Origin of the sequence: Sphingomonas jejuensis, from assembly GCF_011927695.1 — a bacterium.
Lineage (GTDB): Bacteria > Pseudomonadota > Alphaproteobacteria > Sphingomonadales > Sphingomonadaceae > Sphingomonas_K > Sphingomonas_K jejuensis.
In genome coordinates, this window is sequence record NZ_JAATJE010000001.1 from 1801043 (window position 1) to 1818651 (window position 17609).

Consider the following 17609-nt stretch of genomic DNA (forward strand, 5'->3'; position numbering starts at 1 on the left):
AGGGCGTCAGCGCTGTGCAGCTCCATTGCACCGCTCAAGCTCGGCCGCGTCAAACACCCGGTCGCCCACGGCAAAGGCATCCACGGCGCCGAAGCGGCGCGCCACGCTCTGGCAGACGATCGCCGGGCGGCTGTCCGAGCGGCCGCCGGTGCAGCTGTTGCCGGCGCAGGTCCACAGCACGTCGCGAACGACCACGCGCCCCTGCTCCGGCGCGGCGGCCAGGCGCACGCTGTGGGTCGGCGCCGTCTGTGCGGCGGCGGGTGCGGCGATCATCATGGCAGCGGCGAGAAGCGGGAGACGCATGGCTAAGCCTCGGCTTGAGTTTCGATTCGCTACTCATATGGCGACGCAGCAAAGGTTGCAAGTTGCAACCTGATGAGGCGCGTGAGACACCGGGTGGATGTCCGATCGTCCCGTTCCTGCAGACGCGCCGCTGCCTCCCTCCGTGATCGCCGAGCTGTCGTGCGGCCTGCCGTCCGCGATCGAGGCGATCGGCGAGCGCTGGTCGTTCCTGATCCTGCGCGCGGCCTTCAACGGCATGCGGCATTTCGAGGAGATGCAAGGCCATCTCGGCATCGCGCGGAACATCCTTGCCGACCGCCTCAGCCGGTTGACGGGGCACGGGATCCTGGAGCGACGACCGTGCGACGACGACCGCCGGCGGATTGAATACCGGCTGACGGACAAGGGCGAGGCGCTGCTGCCGGTGCTGATCGCACTCAGGCAGTGGGGGGAGCGCTGGGGCACGGGGGTGCCGTCCAACCCGGTTCTGATCGACCGGCGCGACGAACGGCCTGTGCAGGAAGTGCGCGTTCGCGCCGCCGACGGCCGCGACCTGACGTGGAAGGACCTTCGCTGGTCGTGGCGGGAGGCGGATCCCGCAACGGAATGAGGGCGCCGGACCCGGTCCGACGCCCCCATCCCTTCCCCCGGGAAGCCTTGTTCAGGCGGTGACGGTCGCCGTGCGGCCGGCGCGGCGGCGCATGCCGGCCCCCACCATGCCGAAGCCCGCGATCATCATCGCCCAGGTCGCCGGTTCCGGAACGGCCGCCACCGAGATGCTGTTGATGCGGAAGCCATCACCTTGCGCGCCGTCGCCGCGGCGCTGCTGGCCGAAGGCGAACAGCTGATAGGCCGCCGTGTTCATATCGACGCGGTAGACGCCGTTGCCGAGGCGCGTCGTGGTGGCGCCCGCAAGGCCGCCGGCGATGGTGCCGGAAAAACCGAGATAGTCGAGCGTGTCGGGCAGCGCGCCGCCCCAGAGCTGGAGCGTGTCATTCGAATCGATGATCGAGAAGGTGACCGAGGTGATCGAGAAGGCGGTGCCGTCGGTCAGCGCGAAGGCGAGGCCTTCCGATGCGTTCGGGCCGTGGCTTTCGACCTGGGCGCAGAAGTCGCCGCTCTCGCCGGCCTGGCAGACGCCGATGCCGCTTGCGCTCTGGCGAATGGGGGCGAGCGACGGAACGCTGGTGCCGATCGGGAAGTCGGAGGGCTGCCCTTCATAGGTGAAGCCGATCGCCGCCAGCGTCTGGCCGCCGGCGGAAAAGGTCTTGGTCGGGCTGTCGGTGCTGCTGCCGCCGAGGTTGAAGGTGATGGCGGCCTGGGCTGGCGAGACGATCGCGGTGGCGGCGGCCAGAGCGAAAAGCATGTTGCGCATCGGAATTCGCCTTCATCCTGTGATGAGCGGAGGTTCCGCAAGGTCGGTGCCAGTTTGCGCAAATTCCAGCATTCCGGCGGCGGGTGATGGTAAAGGCCGTTTTGCCCGATCTGGTAAACGTCAGGCACACCGACATGGCTGGCGGACCGGCGCGGTTGGTGGCAGGGCAGCGGCCATGCCCCGCCCGCCCCAACGCCGCGCCAGCCGATCCGCCGGCGTGATGTTCGCCATTCTTCCCGTTGCCGGCCTGCTGGTGGGCGCGGTGCTGCGGCAGCCGTCGGCGGGACTGGTGATCGGGCTGGCAGCGGCGCTGGTGCTGACCTTGCTGTTCTGGGTGGCGGACCGCCGCTGACCGTCAGGGGAGGCGGCGGCCGCGCCAGACGACGCGGCCCACCACCTCGATCTCGTCGAGGCCGACGTCGGTCCAGCGATTGTGGGCCAAGTTGTCGCTTGTGACGTCGAACCGGCCAGATCGTTTCGTCAGCGTAACACGCTTCACGATCAGCATGTCGTCGCGGCGAAGCACATAGATCCCGTCGCGGAGCCGGTCGCCGGCATCGCCGCGGTCGACAAGGATGTCGTCGCCGTCGTCAAGCGTCGGCGTCATCGAATCGCCGCGCACCGAGATGATGGACACATCGCGCCCGCCGGGCGCGACGCTGCGCAGCCAGGCGGGCTCCACCAGCATGGCCGGCTCGCCCCCCTCCTCCCCGTCGAAGGCGCCGGCACCGGCCGCGGCGGACACGCTGAGCCGCGGGATCGCGACGAGATCGGCGCCCCGCCAGTGCCCGCCGACCGCCGCCACCCGCGCCGTGCTCCGCTGCGGCGCGCCCAGCAGCGCCTCGTCGACGCGCAGGTAGCGGGCCAGCGTGGCCCGGTCGCCCTCGTCCAGGCGGCGCGGCACGCCGCGCTTGATGAACTGCTGGATATAGGCGGCGTTGCGCCCGATCAGCCGCGAGAGCGAGGCATAATCCTCCCCCCGTTCGGCGATCAGCCTGTCGAGCACCTGTCTGGGATCGTCCGCCATGGCGCTTCCTACCGCTAGGAATTTCCCTAGACAAGTAGGAAATGCTCATCCAGCTAGGCAAAACCCTATCAACGAGTCGGCGGCGGGACCATGGACGTGAACAGGCGGATCGAGCTTTTCCTCAAGACCAGCGGGATGACGCCCACCCGGTTCGGCCGCGACTGCGTGCACGATCCGCGGCTGGTGTTCGACATGAGGAACGGCCGCGCGCTCGGCACGCGCATCCAGCGGCGGATCGACAGCTACCTGGCGGAGCATGGGGCATGATGGAGCGTCGCGGACCCGACCCGGCCGTGGCCGTGATGCGCGAGATCCGGCGCCGCGTGCCGGACGCGGAGCTGGTGACGGCGCGGCAGCGGCCATGGGCCAGCGTCACCTATTCGGGCGTGCAGCTGTCCATGGTGCTGACGAGCGGCCAGGCCGGTCCCGTCGACCGCCTGATGCTGGACCTGCCCGAGATGGACTGGCGCCTGCCCGGGCACATCATGGCCGATGTCGCAGGCGCGCTGGAGAGCGGCGCCGGAGGAACGGTGACGGTGCGGATCGAGGCGCTGGTGCTGGCGCAGGAATGACCTGCCCCGGAACGAAATCGGGTCCGCCCTTGTTGTCCCGGGCGAGAGCATGATGGGAGCCAGGCGCGCGTGGCAGGTGGTTTGACCTTTGTCGACGACGACCTTCCGGGGATCACCCGGAAGAAGGCGGGAAAGGGCTGGGCCTATTTCACGGCCACGGGCGAGCGCATCAAGGATCGCGACGAGATCGACCGGCTGAACCGCATCGGCCTGCCCCCCGCCTACAAGGACGCCTGGTTCTGCCCCAGCCCGGACGGCCACATCCAGGCGGTCGGGTGGGACGACAAGGGCCGCAAGCAGTATCGCTATCACCTCGATTTCCGCGCGCAGCAGGAAGCGGCGAAATATGACCGCTGCGCGCTGTTCGGGCGCAAGCTGCCGCTGCTCCGCGCGCGGGTGGAGAGCGACCTGGCGGGGCGCGGCCTGGGCCGCGAGCGCGCGGTGGCGGCGGTGGTGCGGCTGCTGGACGTCGGGCATGTCCGCGTCGGCAACGCGTCCTACGCCAAGACCAACAAGAGCTATGGCGCGACCACGCTGACCAAGAAGCATGCGGTGCTGAAGGGTCGCACGCTGAAGCTGGAATATCGCGCCAAGTCCGGCAAGCAGCGCGTGCTGACGGTCAGCGACGGCGGGCTCAACCGGTTCGTGAAGAAAATGCAGGACCTGCCCGGGCAGAACCTGTTCAACTGGCTGGACGATGACGGCACCATCCACCCGGTGACGTCCACGGACGTCAACTGCTACATCCGCGAAGCGATGGGCGAGGATTTCACCGCCAAGCATTTCCGCACCTGGGGCGCCAGCGCGATCGCCTTCGAGACGCTGTTCGAGACGGCGGGATCGCTGACGCTGAAACAGCTGCTGGAGCCGGTCACCGAGGCGCTGGGCAACACCCCGGCGATCGCGCGCAAATCCTACGTCCACCCGGCGCTGATCGCGCTGACGGCCAAGGGCGTGGAATGGGACGCGTCGATGCGGCTGCCGCGCGGAACACGTTATCTGACACGCGCGGAGCGCGGGCTGATCGGCTTCCTTGAGGAGGCGGGCAAGGTTCCCGTTCAAGCCGCCGCGTGAGCACGGCAAGCCCGGCAAACGGCGCCGACCTGCCGTTCCGCCCGCCCCGCGTCGACCAGCTGGCCGGCGAGACGGTGGGATGGTTCCAGACCAACGGCGTGAACCTGCTGATCGCCTGCCTGGCAGGCGCCGTGATCGTGATCGCGCTGATCGGCCTGCGGCGGATCGGCCGGCGGTTCCTGAGAGGATCGGAGGTCGGCGCCGACTGGCGCGCGATCCTGGGCCGCGTGATCGACAAGACCGGCACGCTGTTCATCATCGCGGTCGCCGGGCAGCTGGTGACGGGATACACCAACCCGCCGGCGGCGGTGGACGACACCGCAACCTTCCTGTTCACGGTCATCGCCGTGTTCCAGGGCGCGATCTGGGCGCGCGAGCTGGTGCTGGGCTTTGTGGAGCATCGCACGGTCGCGGGCGAGCACGAGGGGCTGGCGAGCGCGCTGGGCATCATCCGCCTGCTCGTCACCACCGTGTTCTTCGCCATTGCGCTCCTGGTGGTGCTCGACAATCTGGGCGTGAACATCACCGGCCTGGTGGCGGGTCTGGGCGTCGGCGGCATCGCCATCGGCCTTGCCGCGCAGGGCATCTTCGCCGACCTGTTCGCTGCGCTGTCGATCCTGTTCGACCGCCCGTTCCGCCGCGGCGATGCCGTGACCTACGACACCACGACCGGCAGCGTGGAAGCGATCGGCCTGAAATCCACCCGCATCCGCTCGATCACGGGCGAGGAGCGGATCATCTCCAACACCAATCTCCTCAACAAGGAGATCAGCAACAATTCGCGGCGCGATGCCCGGCGGTTCAAGTTCGCGATCGGCGTGGTGTACCAGACCGATCCCGACGCGGCGGCCGGCATTCCCGACCTGCTGAAGGGGATCGTCGAAGGACTGGGGCACAAGTTCGTCCGGTCCGGGTTCGTCGGCTTCGGCGCGAGTTCGCTGGATTTTGAGCTGGAGTTCGACGTCGCAGGGACCGATTACCAGATCGCCTATGACGCGCGGCACTCCGTCGGCATGGCCGTGCTGAAGCGGTTCAACGAGGCGGGGCTGGAGTTCGCCTATCCCACGCAGACCACCTTCACCGCCGCGCCCGACGGCCGGATGGTCATGCCCTATGCCGAGGTGCAGCCGGTGCGGACGGTGAACAGCGCCGGCTGAACCGGCTGGCGTCAGGGTTCGGCGAACAGGCTGCCGGTGGCGCTGTAGGCGACGCCAGATGCGGTGCCGCTGACGGAGAAGACGGCGCCAAACTCACCGGCGCCGGGACCGAAGAAGGCGCCGCTGATCAGGCCCGCCGCGCCTGCCCTGTCGTCAAAGGCGGTAAACAAAAGCCCCGAGGTGCCGAGCGTGGCGCGGGCGGACATGACGCCGAGGTCGATGTCCGCAGACGCCGGGTCCGCCGCCCGGGCGACCAGCCGCAGCACCACCGACAGCTCACGCGCCGGTGCATCATAGGCGATCTGAACGCCGTTCGCCTCAAGCCGGCGTTCCAACCCGCCGATCAGGACCGATCCGGACAGCACCGCGCGCGCCAGGGAGGAGGAGGCCCGCACCCCGAGATCTTCCGCCCGTGTGGCGAAGCCGGCGATGCAGCGGTAGCGGCGTTCCACTCCGCCGACGGGAGCAGCGATGTCGACCTGCCGGACATAGTCGATCGCCGCGCCGGCGGGCGTCGGGCGCGTGATCGAAAAGCGGGCCGTCGCCGGCCCCAGCCGCTTCGCATAGGCGACCTCGCGCCCGGCGAGGTCCGGATCGGCATCGCGTCCATCGAAGCCGATGCCGACGTCGCCGCCGATGATCCAGACCTGCGGCGTCAGCAGGAAGCGCAACGATGGCCCGTCACCGTGGCGGGTGACGGCCGGGGGCGATCCCGACACCGCGCAGCCGGTGGGAACCTCGATCCCCGACTGGCCGAAGCGGAAGCTGTAGATCTCGTCGAAGCGCAGATCGGCGGTCGGGGCCGGCGTCGGCGCGGGGGCCGGCGCGGGCGTCGGTGCGGGTGCAGGCGCGGCCGGGGGCGGCGCGGGCGCGGGCGCGGGTGTCGGCGTGGGAACCACGGACACATCCGAACTGTCCGATCCGCCGCCGCCGCAGCCTCCCAGCAGCAGCAGCGCGAGCGGCAACAGGCGGGTCTTCATCTCCCCAGATCCCCCGGCAGCACGCGCATCATCTTGGATCCGGCGTGTTTCAGGGCAATGACAGGGGCGCGCCGCGACGGATCGACGCCCAGGCGTTTGGTGCGAGGGGTGCAAGAGCCGCGTTGCCGCCATGACGCCAATGCGTTAACCTTCGCGCGGGGAAGCGCGGCGGGGGTCGCATCAGGTCAGGGGACTTTCGATGAAGCAGGTTCTACTCGCGGGTGCCGCGATGCTGTGTGCCGCCGCACCGGCATCGGCCGCCACCTTCACCTTTACCGCGGCGGGCACCGGCCTGACCGCGGCGGGGACCTTCACCACCACCGACACGACCACCACGGTCGACGGGCGGCAGGCCTTCACCATTACCGGCCTGACCGGCACCTTCAACGGACAGGCGATTACCAGCCTGTTGCCGGCCGGCACGGATATCGGGGGCGAGCGCTCGGACAACCTGCTGTTCGGCGCCCAGCCGTTCTTCACGATCGGTGGCGTGGCCTTTCGCGTCGATGGCTATGATGCCGATCTCAACTTCTATTCATTCGCGGGTGTCGGCGAGGCGTTCTTCTCCGCCAATGTGAACGGCATGAACGAAACGCTGCCGCCGCTGCCCGTTGCCGGCACGCCGGTGACCTTCACGCTGGAGCGCGTGGCGGCGGTGCCGGAGCCGGCGACCTGGGCGATGATGATCGGCGGTTTCGCGCTGGTGGGCGGTCTGATGCGCCGCCGTCCGGTGGCCGTCGCCGCCTGATCACGCGCGGGCGGCGGCACGGTGCCGCCGCCCCGTCGTCCGCTTCAGAAGCCGACCTCTTCCAGGCTGAGCAGCGTTGCGTTGCCGCCCGAGCTGGTGGTGTCGGTGGAGGTCACCCGCTCCGCCGCGAAGCGGGGCAGATAATGCGGGCCGCCCGCCTTCGGTCCGGTGCCGGACAGCCCCTCCCCGCCGAACGGCTGCGAGCCGACGATCGCGCCGATCATCGACCGGTTGACGTAGAGGTTGCCGGCGCGGGCATGCGCCTCCAGCACGTCGGCGTTGCGGGCGATGCGGCTGTGCAGGCCCATGGTGAGGCCGAAGCCCTTGGCGTTCACGCGCTCGATCGTCTGCGGCAGCGTGCCGGCGGCCCAGGTGGCGACATGGAGGAGCGGGCCGAACCATTCGCGGGTGAGCGCGTCGACGCTTCCCAGCCGGATCGCGGTGGGCGGCACGAACAGCCCGTCCGCCGGCGCTGCCACCGTCTTGATCCACTGGGCGCGGCTCTGTTCGCGGTGCTCCATCAGCCGGTCATAGGCCGTCTGGTCGATCACCGGGCCGACGTCCGTGCGCGGATCGGCGGGATCGCCCACCACCAGCGTGTCCATGGCGCCGGCCAGCATCTCCAGCGTGCGGTCGGCGATCTCCTCCTGCAGCAGCAAAAGGCGGAGCGCGGAGCAGCGCTGCCCGGCCGAGCGGAAGGCGGAGGTGACGACGTCGGCCACCACCTGTTCGGGCAGCGCGGTTGAATCGACGATCATCGCGTTGATGCCGCCGGTCTCCGCGATCAGCGGGACGATGGGGCGGTCGTCATCGGCAAGCAGGCTCGCCGCGATCCGCTTGGCGGTGGCGGTGGAGCCGGTGAAGGCAACGCCGGCGACCCGCGGGTCGGCGGTGAGCGCGGCGCCGACGTCCGGACCGCCGGGGACGAGCTGCAGCACGTCGGCGGGGACGCCGGCTTCATGCGCGAGGGCGACGGCGGCCTCCGCGATGCGCGGCGTCTGCGGCGCGGGTTTCGCGACCACGCTGTTGCCCGCGACCAGTGCGGCCACCGTCTGCCCGAGGAAGATGGCGAGCGGGAAGTTCCAGGGCGCGATCGTCGCCCACACGCCGCGTCCGCCATGGCGCAGCACGTTGCGTTCGCCGGTGGGGCCGGGAAGCTCGACATCGGCCAGGTCGGCGCGCGCACGCACGGCATAGTATCGGCAGAAATCGACCGCCTCGCGCACCTCGGCCAGGGCATCGGGGATGGTCTTCCTCGCTTCCCCCACGCAGATCGCCATCAGCGGCAGCCGGTCGCGTTCCAGGAGGTCGGCCAGCCGTTCCAGGACGGCGGCGCGATCGCCGACCGGGCGGGCGGACCAGGCGGGAAAGGCGGCCTGGGCGCGCGCGATCGCGCCCGCAACGTCCCCCGCATCCGCAGGAGCGGGGGAGAGGCGGTGCGCGGCGATCGTGCCCGCCACATCCGCCAGCGTCGGCGCATCCTGAAGGTCAATGCCGCCGCTATTGGCGCGATCGGGGAACAGGTCGGCCGGAAGCGGGATGGAGGCGTGGCGGGTGCCGCCCACCGCCACGACCTTTCCGACCGGGTCGGCGAGCAGGTCGGCATCGGTCAGCCGTTCATCGGCGAGCTGGTGGACGAAGGAGGAATTCGCCCCGTTCTCCAGCAGGCGGCGGACCAGATAGGCGAGCAGATCGCGGTGGCCGCCGACGGGCGCGTAGATGCGGGTGTGGTAGCCCTCGCGACGCACCAGCCGCTCGTAGAGCCCCTCCCCCATGCCGTGGAGGCGTTGGAATTCGAAATCGCGGGAGTCGCCGGCCCATTCGATGATGGTGGCGACGGTCAGCGCATTGTGGCTGGCGAACGCCGGATAGATGTTGCGCGCGGCCAGCATGTCCTTTGCGCAGGCGAGATAGGAGACGTCGGTCGCGGCCTTGCGGGTGAACAGCGGATAGTCGGGCAGGCCGGCTTCCTGCGTGCGCTTGATCTCGCTGTCCCAATAAGCGCCCTTGACCAGGCGCGCGGCGATGCGGCGGCCGGTATCCCGGCCCAGCGCGTCGGCCCAGCCGACCACGGCGCGTGCCCGCTTCGAATAGGCCTGGATCGCCATGCCGAAGCCGTCCCAGCCGGCCAGCGACGGGGACCGCGCGACCGCGCCGATGATGTCGAGGCTCATTTCCAGCCGCTCGCTCTCCTCCGCATCGACCGTGAGGGCGATGCCGCGCGAGGCCGCACGCTCCGCCAGCGCAAGCAGCATGTCGGTGAGCGCGGGAACGCAGCGATCGGCCTGCGCGACCTCGTAACGGGGGTGGAGCGCGGACAGCTTGACCGAGATCGAGTGACCATCGCCCGGGCGGCGGCCGACCGCATCGATCGCGCCTTCATAGGCGGCGTAATAGCGGTCGCCATCGGCAAAGGTGCGCGCGGCCTCCCCCAGCATGTCGAAGCTGGCGGTGAAGCCGCGGTTGGCGGGCTTTCGCATCCGGTCGACCGCCTCGTCGATGGTGCGGCCCATCACGAACACCTCGCCCATCAGCTTCATGGCGGCGCCGACCGCCTGACGCATGAAGGGTTCGCCCGCGCGCGCGACCAGCCGGCGCAGCGTGCCTGCCTCCCCCGTGGTCGACACCAGCGCGCGGCCGACCACCAGGCCCCAGGTCGCCGAATTGACGAGCGCGGAGTTGGAGCGGCCGGCATGGGCGCGCCAGTCGGCATCGCCCAGCTTGTCGGCGATCAGCAGGTCGGCGGTGTCCGGGTCGGGCACGCGCAGGAACGCCTCGGCGAGCGCGAGCAGCGCCACGCCTTCGGAACTGTTGAGGCGATATTCCTGGAGGAACTGATTGACCCAGCCGTCGCGCTGCGCGGCCCGCAGATCGGCCAACAGGCCGAGCGCGGTGGCGACCACGCCGTCGCGCTCTGCTGCAGTCAGGCGGGCCGACTCGATCAGCCCCCCCAGCACGTCCGGTTCGGGAGCACGGTGGAGCGGACGGAGCGCGGCGCGCGCGGTTGACGTTGCGGAATCCATGGCCTTCGAATCCTTGTCCCTCGCCGGCCTTGTGTCGGCCGGAAACCGCGCCCAGAAGTCGCGAAAACAGGCGCGCTATGCGCCAAGCGAGAGGCGAAAGGAACCGGGTGCCAGAGGTATCAATCGACGCGTTGAGCGCGCGCGTGGGCGAGGAGATCGGGCGGTCCGGATGGATCACGATCGATCAGCCGACGGTGGATGCCTTTGCCGATGCGACCGGCGACCGCCAGTTCATCCACATCGATCCCGCGGCCGCCGCGATGACGCCCTTCGGGGGCACGATCGCCCACGGATTCCTGCTGCTGTCGCTGATGCCGCGGCTGTCCGTGGACGCCGACCTGCCGCGCCCCGCCGGGCTGGCGATGATCGTCAATTATGGCGGCGAGCGCACCCGGTTCATCACGCCGGTGCGCACGGGTGCCCGCGTGCGCGCGCGCTTCACGCTCCAGGCGCTGGAGCAGAAGCGGCCGGGCCAATGGCAGCAGACCACCACCTACACGCTCGAGATCGAGGGGGAGGACAAGCCGGCGGTGGTCGCCGACTGGATCAGCCTGCTCGTCACCATCTGAAGAGGATCAAGACCATGCGCGACGCAGTTATCGTCTCCACCGCCCGCACCCCGATCGGCCGCGCCTATCGCGGTGCCTTCAACGCGCTGCCGGCGCCGTCGCTGGGCGCCCATGCGGTGAAGGCCGCGGTGGAGCGCGCCGGCATCGACGGCGGCGAGATCGACGATGTGCTGATCGGCGCGGCGCTGCAGCAGGGCAGTCAGGCGCCCAACATCGCGCGGCTGGTCGCGCTGAAGGCGGGCCTGCCGACCACCGTATCCGGCATGTCGATCGACCGGCAGTGCGCCAGCGGGCTGATGGCAATCGCCACCGCCGCCAAGCAGGTCACGGTGGACCGCATGGACGTGGTGGTCGCCGGCGGCGTGGAGAGCGTGTCGCTGGTACAGACGCCCGAGATGCGGGTGATGCCGGACCCGTCGCTGATCGCGATGCACGGCGATGTGTACATGCCCATGCTGCAGACGGCCGAGGTGGTCGCCAAGCGGTATGGCATCAGCCGCGAGCGCCAAGATGCCTATGCGCTGCAGTCGCAGCAGCGCACGGCCGCCGCGCAGGCCGCCGGCCGCTTCGACGACGAGATCGTGCCGGTCACCGCGACCATGAAGGTGCAGGACAAGGCCACCAAGGAAGTGTCCGACCGCGAGGTGACGCTGTCCAAGGACGAGGGCAACCGGCCGGACACCTCCGCCGAGGGGCTGGCATCGCTGCAGCCGGTGATGGGGCCGGAGGCGAACATCACCGCCGGCAACGCCAGCCAGCTGTCCGACGGCGCATCGGCCGCGGTGGTGATGGAGGCAAAGCTTGCCGAGCAGCGCGGGCTGAAGCCGCTGGGCCGTTATGTCGGCATGGCGGTGGCGGGCACCAAGCCGGACGAGATGGGGATCGGCCCCGTCTATGCCGTGCCGAAGCTGCTGGAGCGGTTCGGGCTGAAGATGGACGACATCGGCCTGTGGGAGCTGAACGAGGCATTCGCGGTGCAGGTGCTGTACTGCCGCGACACGCTGGGCATCCCCGACGAGCTGTTGAACGTCAACGGCGGCGCGATCTCGATCGGCCATCCTTACGGCATGTCGGGGGCGCGCATGGTCGGCCACGCGCTGATCGAAGGGAAGCGCCGCGGCGCCCGCCATGTGGTGGTGACGATGTGCGTTGGCGGCGGCATGGGCGCGGCCGGCCTGTTCGAGGTGCTGTAGGCGCCGGACGCCGGCGCGCCGCCCGGGCGATCGGGCCGCGCGTCGGCACCAACCCACCAATCGCGGTGAACAGGCGGGGCTGCTGCTCGTTCACCCAGCGATGTTTCCCGCGCCCGACCCTTATATCATCGCGCTGACCGGCGCCGGTGCGCTGATCGCGCTGGTGGCCTGGCTGCCGCTGGCCCTTCGCCGCCTGCCCTTGTCGCTGCCGATCGTGTGCATCGCGATCGGCGCGGCGCTGTTCGCGTTCGTGCCGATGCCCTTTTCGCCCGATCCGCTGGATTACCCGGACATCACCGAGCGGTTCAGCGAATTCGTGGTGATCATCGCGCTGATGGGCGCGGGCCTGAAGATAGACCGGCGCTTCGGCTGGCGGCAATGGGGCGTGACATGGCGGCTGTTGGCGATCGTCATGCCGCTGTCGATCGGCGCGATCACGCTGCTGGGCGCATGGGGGCTGGGTTTGTCCTGGGTCGCGGCGCTGCTGTTCGCGGCATCGCTGGCGCCCACCGATCCCGTGCTGGCGGCCGACGTGCAGGTCGGGCCGCCCAAAACCGGTGAGGAGGACGAGGTCCGGTTCGGGCTGACGTCGGAGGCCGGGCTGAACGACGGGCTGGCCTTCCCGTTCGTCAACCTGGCGATCGCGCTGGCGGCATGGGCGACGACGGGCGAGCCATGGCTGGCCGACTGGCTTTGGCACGACGTGGCGTGGGAGATCGGCGCCGGGGTGGCGGGCGGCTGGGCGATCGGCAAGCTGTTCGGCTGGATGACGTTCCATGTGCCGGCCAAGACCAAGCTGGCGAAGACCGGCGACGGGCTGATCGCGATTTCCGCGACGTTCGTGTCCTATGGCCTCACCGAGATGATCAACTGCTACGGCTTCCTGGCCGTGTTCGTGACCGCCCTGACGCTGCGCCAGTCGAACCCTGACGATGATTTCCACCACAGCATGCACGAGATCACCGAGCAGGTCGAACGGCTGGCGATGATGGTGCTGCTGCTGGTGTTCGGCGGGGCGCTGGCGAGCGGGCTGCTGGCGCCGCTCGGCTGGCGGGAGGTGGCGCTGGCGCTGCTGATCCTGCTGGTGGTGCGCCCGGTGGCGGGGCTGATCGGGCTGATCGGGTTCCGGGCCGCGCCGCTGGAGCGCGGAACGATCGCCTTTTTCGGCATCCGCGGCGTGGGGTCGATCTACTATCTCGCCTACGGCCTCAACCACATGGACATTGCCGAGGCGCGCACGCTGTGGTCGATCACCGGGCTGGTGATCCTCCTGTCCGTGCTGATCCATGGGTTGAGCGTGACGCCCGTCATGCGGCTGCTGGACAAGTCGCAGGGGCGCGACCCGGACTCGGACGGTGGAGAGGCGGTGCCCCCGCCCGGATTGCAGGGGCCCGCGGAACCGGCGTCGGCCTGATCCCGTTGGAGGGCGGACGCACGAGAAAGGAGCCGCGCGATGGCCGACAAGAAGAGCAACGACGAGATCCGCCGGGACATGTGGGAGAAGATGGCCGACAGCCCGTACCTGATGGTGGGGCTGACCGGCAGCGAGCAGCACAGCGAGCCGCTGGCCGCGCAGCTCGACAAGGATCAGGTCGACCGCATCTACTTCTTCGTCGGCAAGGACAACCGCATTGCGGGCGGCGGCGACGCGATGGCGCAGTTCGTGTCCAAGGGGCACGATTTCTTCGCCTGCCTGCACGGCACGGTGGTTCAGGACAATGACCGCGCGATGATCGAAAAGCTGTGGAACAAGCAGGTCGAGGCCTGGTTCGACGGCGGCAAGGACGACCCGAACCTGGCGCTCGTCTATCTCGACATCGATTCCGCGGAGCTGTGGGAGACGGACATCTCCATCTCCGGCCGGCTGAAGATGCTGTTCGGCGGCACGATCAAGGGATCCGAGTCGTCGAGCCACGCGAAGGTCTCGACGACGGCGGCCTGACGCGGCCGGACATGGAAGGGGGCGTCGGACGCGGGTCCGGCGCCCCTTTTCCTTGTTCGTCAGGCGTCGTGGCGCTTGATGAAGTCTTCCAGCACCGGCGCGATGCGGGTGCGCCACTTGGATCCGTTGAAGATGCCGTAGTGGCCGACGCCCTCGGCCATCAGATACTGCTTGCGATCGTCCCGCAGGCTGGTCGCGAGCGTGAGCGCGGCCTTGGTCTGGCCGAGGCCGGAGATGTCGTCCCGCTCGCCCTCGATCGCCAGGAGCGCGGTATCCTTGATCGCGCCGATGTCCACGCGCGTGTCGCGGTGGAAATACTCGCCGCGCGGCAGCGCGTGGCGCTGGAACACGACGTCGATCGTCTGCAGATAGAACTCGGCGGTCATGTCGCAGACCGAGCGATACTCCTCGTAGAAGTCCATCGACGCCTCGGCGGACTCACCGTCGCCGCGGACGAGATGCTTGAACATCTCGAAGTGGCTGAGGAGATGGCTGCCGAGGTTCATCGACATGAAGCCGGCGAGCTGCAGGAAGCCCGGATAGACGCGGCGCCCGGCCCCCGGATAGCTGTAGGGGACGGTGGCGATCACGTTCTGCTGGAACCAGGCGTGCGGCCGCTCGGTCGCGGTGAGGTTGACCGCGGTCGGCGCCTCGCGCGTGTCGACGGGCCCACCCATCATGCTGAGCGTCTTCGGCCGGGCGGGATGCCCCTCGGCCGACATCACCGCCACCGCGGCGAGCGCGGGCACGGTCGGCTGGCAGACGGCGAGCATGTGCGCGTCGGGGCCGACAAGCTCCAGCCAATCGACGATATAGTCGATATAGTCGTCGAGATCGAAGCTGCCGTCCGACAGCGGCACCAGCTTCGCATCGCGCCAGTCGGTGATGTAGACATCGTGGCCGGGCAGCATGCGCTCCACCGTGCCGCGCAGCAGCGTGGCATAATGGCCCGACATCGGGGCGACGATGAGCAGCCGGGGCTGACCCTCCACGCCTTCCCGCACGAAGTGGCGGAGCTGGCCGAACGGCTTGCGTCCGAGGATTTCCTCGCGCACCGCGACGTCGCGGCCGTCAACCCTGGTGCTGGCAAGGCCGAAGGCGGGCTTGCCGCGGGGGGCCGAGGCATGGGCGAACACCTCAAGCGCAGAAGCGAGGATCGGGCCGCCACCCATGTAGGAGAAGGGATTGGCGGGGTGCTGCAACAGCCCGGCACTGGCCGAGGCAAAGGCGCTGGCACCCGCAAGGAAGGACTTCTGCATCTCGTAGGCGTCGTAAAGCATCGAAATCATCGTCCTTCAGGCCGCAGGATCGGCTCAACCGTTTAAGTCAAAGACCATAACGCGCGGTTTCGCAATGCGGCATCATCCAATCGCCCTTGCGGTTCCCCACGGGCGCAAAGGGCAGTAGAGCGCGCGCATGGCACGAGGTGACGACGGCAGCGCGGCCGAGGTGGCGGCGGCAGGGGCAGCAGGCGGCGGGGAGCGGCGGCTGGGCAACCTCAAGATGGTCTGGCGCGCGGCGATCCGCTATCCGGGCCACATCGCGCTGGCGGGCCTGTCGCTGCTGGTCGCGGCGGCGGCGACGCTCGCGATCCCGAGCGGGTTCAAGCGGGTGATCGACCAGGGCTTCGCCAGCGGTGCGGTCGATATCACGCCCTACTTCAACTACCTGCTGATGATCGTCGCCGTCCTGGCGCTGGCAACGGCGGCGCGCTTCTATTTCGTGTCATGGCTGGGCGAACGGGTGGTCGCCGACATCCGCGTGCTGGTGCAGGACAATCTGCTGCGGCTGGCGCCCCGCTTCTTCGAGGAAAACCGCCCGGCCGAGATCGCGTCGCGGCTGACCGCCGACACCTCGGTGATCGAACAGGTGGTGGGATCCACCGTATCCGTCGCCCTGCGCAACGTCGTGATGGGCGTGGGCGGCATCGCCTATCTCTTCACGCTGGCGCCGCGGCTGACGGGCATGCTGCTCTTGGGCATCCCGCTCATCATCCTGCCGATCGCGCTTCTCGGGCGGCGGCTGACGCAACTTTCCCGGCGCAGCCAGGACCGCGTGGCGGAGGTCGGCACCACCGCGTCCGACGCGCTGGGTGCGATGAAGATCGTGCAGGTGTTCGGCCAGGAACGGCGCGAGGGCCTGCGCTTCGCCGATGCGGTGGAACGCGCGTTCGGCACCGCCAAGACGCGCATCCTGCTGCGCGCCGGTATGACGGCGGTGGTGATCGCGCTGATCTTCGGATCGATCGTGCTGGTGATGTGGCAGGGCGCGCTGGACGTGGCGGCGGGCCGCATGTCGAGCGGCGACATCGCAGCCTTCGTCGTGACCGGCGCGCTGGTGGCCGGTGCGTTCGGCGCGCTGACCGAGGTCTATGGCGACCTGCTGCGCGGCGCCGGCGCGGCCGGGCGGCTGGCGCAGCTGGTGGCGGAGCAGCCGGAGATCGCACCGCCGGCCAACCCGCGCCCGTTGCCGCCGCCGACCGGCAGCCTTGCCTTCCGCAACGTCGAATTCCGCTATCCCACGCGCCCGGACCTGCCCGCCCTCCACGACTTCACGCTGGAGGTGAAGCCTGGCGAGACGGTGGCGGTGGTCGGGCCGTCGGGCGCGGGCAAGTCCACGCTGTTCCAGCTCGCCGCCCGCTTCTACGACCCGCAGGCGGGAACCGTGCTGATCGACGGCGTGCCGCTGCCTGACGCCGATCCCGCCGCGGTGCGGGCGCGGCTGGCGCTGGTCCCGCAGGAGACGGTGGTGTTCGCGGCAAGCGCGCGCGACAATCTCCGCTACGGCCGCTGGGACGCGAGCGATGAGGCGATCTGGGAAGCGGCGGAGGCCGCCAACGCCGCGGAGTTCCTGCGCGCGCTCCCGGACGGCCTGGACACGCAGCTGGGCGAAGGCGGTGCACGGCTGTCCGGCGGGCAACGGCAGCGCATCGCGATCGCCCGCGCGCTGTTGCGCGATGCGCCCATCCTGCTGCTCGACGAAGCGACATCGGCGCTGGACGCGGAATCCGAGCGCGCGGTGCAGCTTGCGTTCGAGCGGGTGGCGGCCGGACGCACCACGATCGTCATCGCGCACCGGCTCGCCACCGTGCGGGCGGCGGACCGCATCATCGTGATGGATGCGGGGCGTATCGTGGAGGAAGGCACGCACGACCGGCTGGTGGCGCAGGGCGGCCTCTACGCTCGGCTGGCGCGGCTTCAGTTCGACGATCCGACAAGCCTGACTGCGTAGACGGAGCGGCGGATTGGGTGGCGGCGATGTGGTGGTCGCCCGCCCCGTTCAGGCGATGCGAGGTGATGAAGCGGGGTTCGGACAAGCCTGCAGGCGGCTGAAAGCCTGGCCGGTCACCGAACGACGCTCGGCGCGCTGGAGGCGTCTTTCCCGGGAAGGTGGAAGCCGCAGATCGGCGACCTGACAAGCTTGGTCCCGAAGAAGCAGGCGCGGACTGGTCGAGGTCCGGCCGTGAACGAGAGATGTGCCGGTTCACGGCGCGACGGTCAGCGGTTGAGCCGACGTTTCCGCAGCCGAGGGGCAACACAATTGGAGCCGAACGGCGCGGCCGAGGCGCTGGTCAGCCACGTCGAGCCCCGCCGCAAACCGAAGCATCTCTGGTCATAGAGTGGCGTCACCGGTGCGCTGATGGCCTCGTGGCGCCGAACTCGCACCC

18 protein-coding genes are annotated in these 17609 nt (G+C 69.6%); 12 read left to right on the plus strand and 6 right to left on the minus strand.

Features of this window, described 5'->3' with window-relative positions; genetic code table 11:
• Positions 1 to 6 precede the first annotated feature (6 nt).
• Entirely contained in the window at positions 7 to 303 is a 297-nt protein-coding gene (locus GGR88_RS09055) for a CC_3452 family protein (RefSeq protein WP_209023228.1), read from the minus strand.
• A gap of 97 nt (positions 304 to 400) precedes the next feature.
• Here GGR88_RS09055 and GGR88_RS09060 point away from each other — a divergent pair, with 97 nt between their 5' ends.
• A complete protein-coding gene (locus tag GGR88_RS09060) occupies positions 401 to 892 on the plus strand; it encodes a winged helix-turn-helix transcriptional regulator (RefSeq protein WP_167954176.1) in 492 nt (163 codons plus the stop codon).
• A gap of 51 nt (positions 893 to 943) precedes the next feature.
• Here GGR88_RS09060 and GGR88_RS15300 read toward each other — a convergent pair whose 3' ends face one another.
• A complete protein-coding gene (locus GGR88_RS15300; protein WP_245196480.1) occupies positions 944 to 1657 on the minus strand; it encodes a PEPxxWA-CTERM sorting domain-containing protein in 714 nt (237 codons plus the stop codon).
• A gap of 175 nt (positions 1658 to 1832) precedes the next feature.
• Between GGR88_RS15300 and GGR88_RS09070 the strand changes: the two genes are divergently transcribed.
• Positions 1833 to 2009 carry a hypothetical protein gene (locus GGR88_RS09070; RefSeq protein ID WP_167954177.1) on the plus strand — a complete coding sequence of 59 codons (177 nt, stop codon included), beginning with the start codon at positions 1833 to 1835 and terminating at the stop codon, positions 2007 to 2009.
• Positions 2010 to 2012: 3 nt separating this feature from the next.
• Here GGR88_RS09070 and GGR88_RS09075 read toward each other — a convergent pair whose 3' ends face one another.
• Positions 2013 to 2684 (minus strand): S24 family peptidase, encoded by a 672-nt coding sequence (locus GGR88_RS09075; RefSeq protein WP_167954178.1) that lies wholly within the window; start codon positions 2682 to 2684, stop codon positions 2013 to 2015.
• A 90-nt stretch (positions 2685 to 2774) separates the two neighbouring features.
• On the opposite strand from GGR88_RS09075, the gene GGR88_RS09080 reads away from it, so the two are divergent.
• The 4 genes from GGR88_RS09080 to GGR88_RS09095 all read left to right on the plus strand — a co-directional run bounded on the left by GGR88_RS09080 (position 2775) and on the right by GGR88_RS09095 (position 5487).
• On the plus strand, positions 2775 to 2951 hold the full coding sequence (locus tag GGR88_RS09080; protein ID WP_167954179.1) for a hypothetical protein: 177 nt from the start codon (positions 2775 to 2777) through the stop codon (positions 2949 to 2951).
• Positions 2948 to 3256, plus strand: a complete 309-nt coding sequence (locus GGR88_RS09085) for a hypothetical protein (RefSeq protein ID WP_167954180.1) — start codon at positions 2948 to 2950, stop codon at positions 3254 to 3256. The genes GGR88_RS09080 and GGR88_RS09085 overlap by 4 nt, the downstream gene beginning before the upstream one ends.
• Positions 3257 to 3325: 69 nt before the next feature.
• Positions 3326 to 4330, plus strand: coding sequence for a DNA topoisomerase IB (locus GGR88_RS09090; protein WP_167954181.1), 1005 nt, complete (start codon positions 3326 to 3328; stop codon positions 4328 to 4330).
• Positions 4327 to 5487: a mechanosensitive ion channel family protein gene (locus GGR88_RS09095; RefSeq protein ID WP_342449759.1), complete on the plus strand. Its 1161-nt coding sequence runs from the start codon at positions 4327 to 4329 to the stop codon at positions 5485 to 5487. Before GGR88_RS09090 ends, GGR88_RS09095 begins: the two co-directional genes overlap by 4 nt.
• An 11-nt stretch (positions 5488 to 5498) precedes the next feature.
• Here the strand turns inward: GGR88_RS09095 and GGR88_RS09100 are convergent, their stop codons facing one another.
• On the minus strand, positions 5499 to 6467 hold the full coding sequence (locus GGR88_RS09100) for a hypothetical protein (protein ID WP_167951678.1): 969 nt from the start codon (positions 6465 to 6467) through the stop codon (positions 5499 to 5501).
• Between the two features lie 199 nt (positions 6468 to 6666).
• Between GGR88_RS09100 and GGR88_RS09105 the strand changes: the two genes are divergently transcribed.
• Positions 6667 to 7215, plus strand: a complete 549-nt coding sequence (locus tag GGR88_RS09105) for a PEPxxWA-CTERM sorting domain-containing protein (RefSeq protein ID WP_167954182.1) — start codon at positions 6667 to 6669, stop codon at positions 7213 to 7215.
• 44 nt (positions 7216 to 7259) lie between these two features.
• Here GGR88_RS09105 and GGR88_RS09110 read toward each other — a convergent pair whose 3' ends face one another.
• Positions 7260 to 10238 carry an L-glutamate gamma-semialdehyde dehydrogenase gene (locus GGR88_RS09110; protein ID WP_167954183.1) on the minus strand — a complete coding sequence of 993 codons (2979 nt, stop codon included), beginning with the start codon at positions 10236 to 10238 and terminating at the stop codon, positions 7260 to 7262.
• Between the two features lie 107 nt (positions 10239 to 10345).
• On the opposite strand from GGR88_RS09110, the gene GGR88_RS09115 reads away from it, so the two are divergent.
• From GGR88_RS09115 to GGR88_RS09130, 4 genes are all read left to right on the plus strand, one after another.
• Complete coding sequence (locus GGR88_RS09115) at positions 10346 to 10807, plus strand: MaoC/PaaZ C-terminal domain-containing protein (RefSeq protein ID WP_167954184.1); 462 nt, start codon at positions 10346 to 10348, stop codon at positions 10805 to 10807.
• 14 nt (positions 10808 to 10821) lie between these two features.
• Positions 10822 to 12000 (plus strand): acetyl-CoA C-acyltransferase, encoded by a 1179-nt coding sequence (locus GGR88_RS09120; protein WP_167954185.1) that lies wholly within the window; start codon positions 10822 to 10824, stop codon positions 11998 to 12000.
• A 100-nt stretch (positions 12001 to 12100) separates the two neighbouring features.
• Positions 12101 to 13414 carry a cation:proton antiporter gene (locus tag GGR88_RS09125; RefSeq protein WP_167954186.1) on the plus strand — a complete coding sequence of 438 codons (1314 nt, stop codon included), beginning with the start codon at positions 12101 to 12103 and terminating at the stop codon, positions 13412 to 13414.
• A 39-nt stretch (positions 13415 to 13453) separates the two neighbouring features.
• On the plus strand, positions 13454 to 13942 hold the full coding sequence (locus tag GGR88_RS09130; RefSeq protein ID WP_167954187.1) for a pyridoxamine 5'-phosphate oxidase family protein: 489 nt from the start codon (positions 13454 to 13456) through the stop codon (positions 13940 to 13942).
• A 59-nt stretch (positions 13943 to 14001) separates the two neighbouring features.
• Here the strand turns inward: GGR88_RS09130 and GGR88_RS09135 are convergent, their stop codons facing one another.
• Positions 14002 to 15222: a polyhydroxyalkanoate depolymerase gene (locus GGR88_RS09135; RefSeq protein WP_167954188.1), complete on the minus strand. Its 1221-nt coding sequence runs from the start codon at positions 15220 to 15222 to the stop codon at positions 14002 to 14004.
• A 223-nt stretch (positions 15223 to 15445) separates the two neighbouring features.
• On the opposite strand from GGR88_RS09135, the gene GGR88_RS09140 reads away from it, so the two are divergent.
• Positions 15446 to 17173: an ABC transporter transmembrane domain-containing protein gene (locus GGR88_RS09140; protein ID WP_167954473.1), complete on the plus strand. Its 1728-nt coding sequence runs from the start codon at positions 15446 to 15448 to the stop codon at positions 17171 to 17173.
• Positions 17174 to 17609 lie beyond the last annotated feature (436 nt).

Coding starts and splice junctions, on each gene's coding strand:
- GGR88_RS09080 (WP_167954179.1), top strand. CDS start 2,775: ATGGACGTGAACAGGCGGATCGAGCTTTTCCTCAAGACCAGCGGGATG.
- GGR88_RS09120 (WP_167954185.1), top strand. CDS start 10,822: ATGCGCGACGCAGTTATCGTCTCCACCGCCCGCACCCCGATCGGCCGC.
- GGR88_RS09130 (WP_167954187.1), top strand. CDS start 13,454: ATGGCCGACAAGAAGAGCAACGACGAGATCCGCCGGGACATGTGGGAG.
- GGR88_RS09070 (WP_167954177.1), top strand. CDS start 1,833: ATGCCCCGCCCGCCCCAACGCCGCGCCAGCCGATCCGCCGGCGTGATG.
- GGR88_RS09135 (WP_167954188.1), bottom strand. CDS start 15,222: ATGCTTTACGACGCCTACGAGATGCAGAAGTCCTTCCTTGCGGGTGCC.
- GGR88_RS09055 (WP_209023228.1), bottom strand. CDS start 303: ATGCGTCTCCCGCTTCTCGCCGCTGCCATGATGATCGCCGCACCCGCC.
- GGR88_RS15300 (WP_245196480.1), bottom strand. CDS start 1,657: ATGCGCAACATGCTTTTCGCTCTGGCCGCCGCCACCGCGATCGTCTCG.
- GGR88_RS09100 (WP_167951678.1), bottom strand. CDS start 6,467: ATGAAGACCCGCCTGTTGCCGCTCGCGCTGCTGCTGCTGGGAGGCTGC.
- GGR88_RS09075 (WP_167954178.1), bottom strand. CDS start 2,684: ATGGCGGACGATCCCAGACAGGTGCTCGACAGGCTGATCGCCGAACGG.
- GGR88_RS09105 (WP_167954182.1), top strand. CDS start 6,667: ATGAAGCAGGTTCTACTCGCGGGTGCCGCGATGCTGTGTGCCGCCGCA.
- GGR88_RS09085 (WP_167954180.1), top strand. CDS start 2,948: ATGATGGAGCGTCGCGGACCCGACCCGGCCGTGGCCGTGATGCGCGAG.
- GGR88_RS09125 (WP_167954186.1), top strand. CDS start 12,101: ATGTTTCCCGCGCCCGACCCTTATATCATCGCGCTGACCGGCGCCGGT.
- GGR88_RS09140 (WP_167954473.1), top strand. CDS start 15,446: ATGGTCTGGCGCGCGGCGATCCGCTATCCGGGCCACATCGCGCTGGCG.
- GGR88_RS09110 (WP_167954183.1), bottom strand. CDS start 10,238: ATGGATTCCGCAACGTCAACCGCGCGCGCCGCGCTCCGTCCGCTCCAC.
- GGR88_RS09060 (WP_167954176.1), top strand. CDS start 401: ATGTCCGATCGTCCCGTTCCTGCAGACGCGCCGCTGCCTCCCTCCGTG.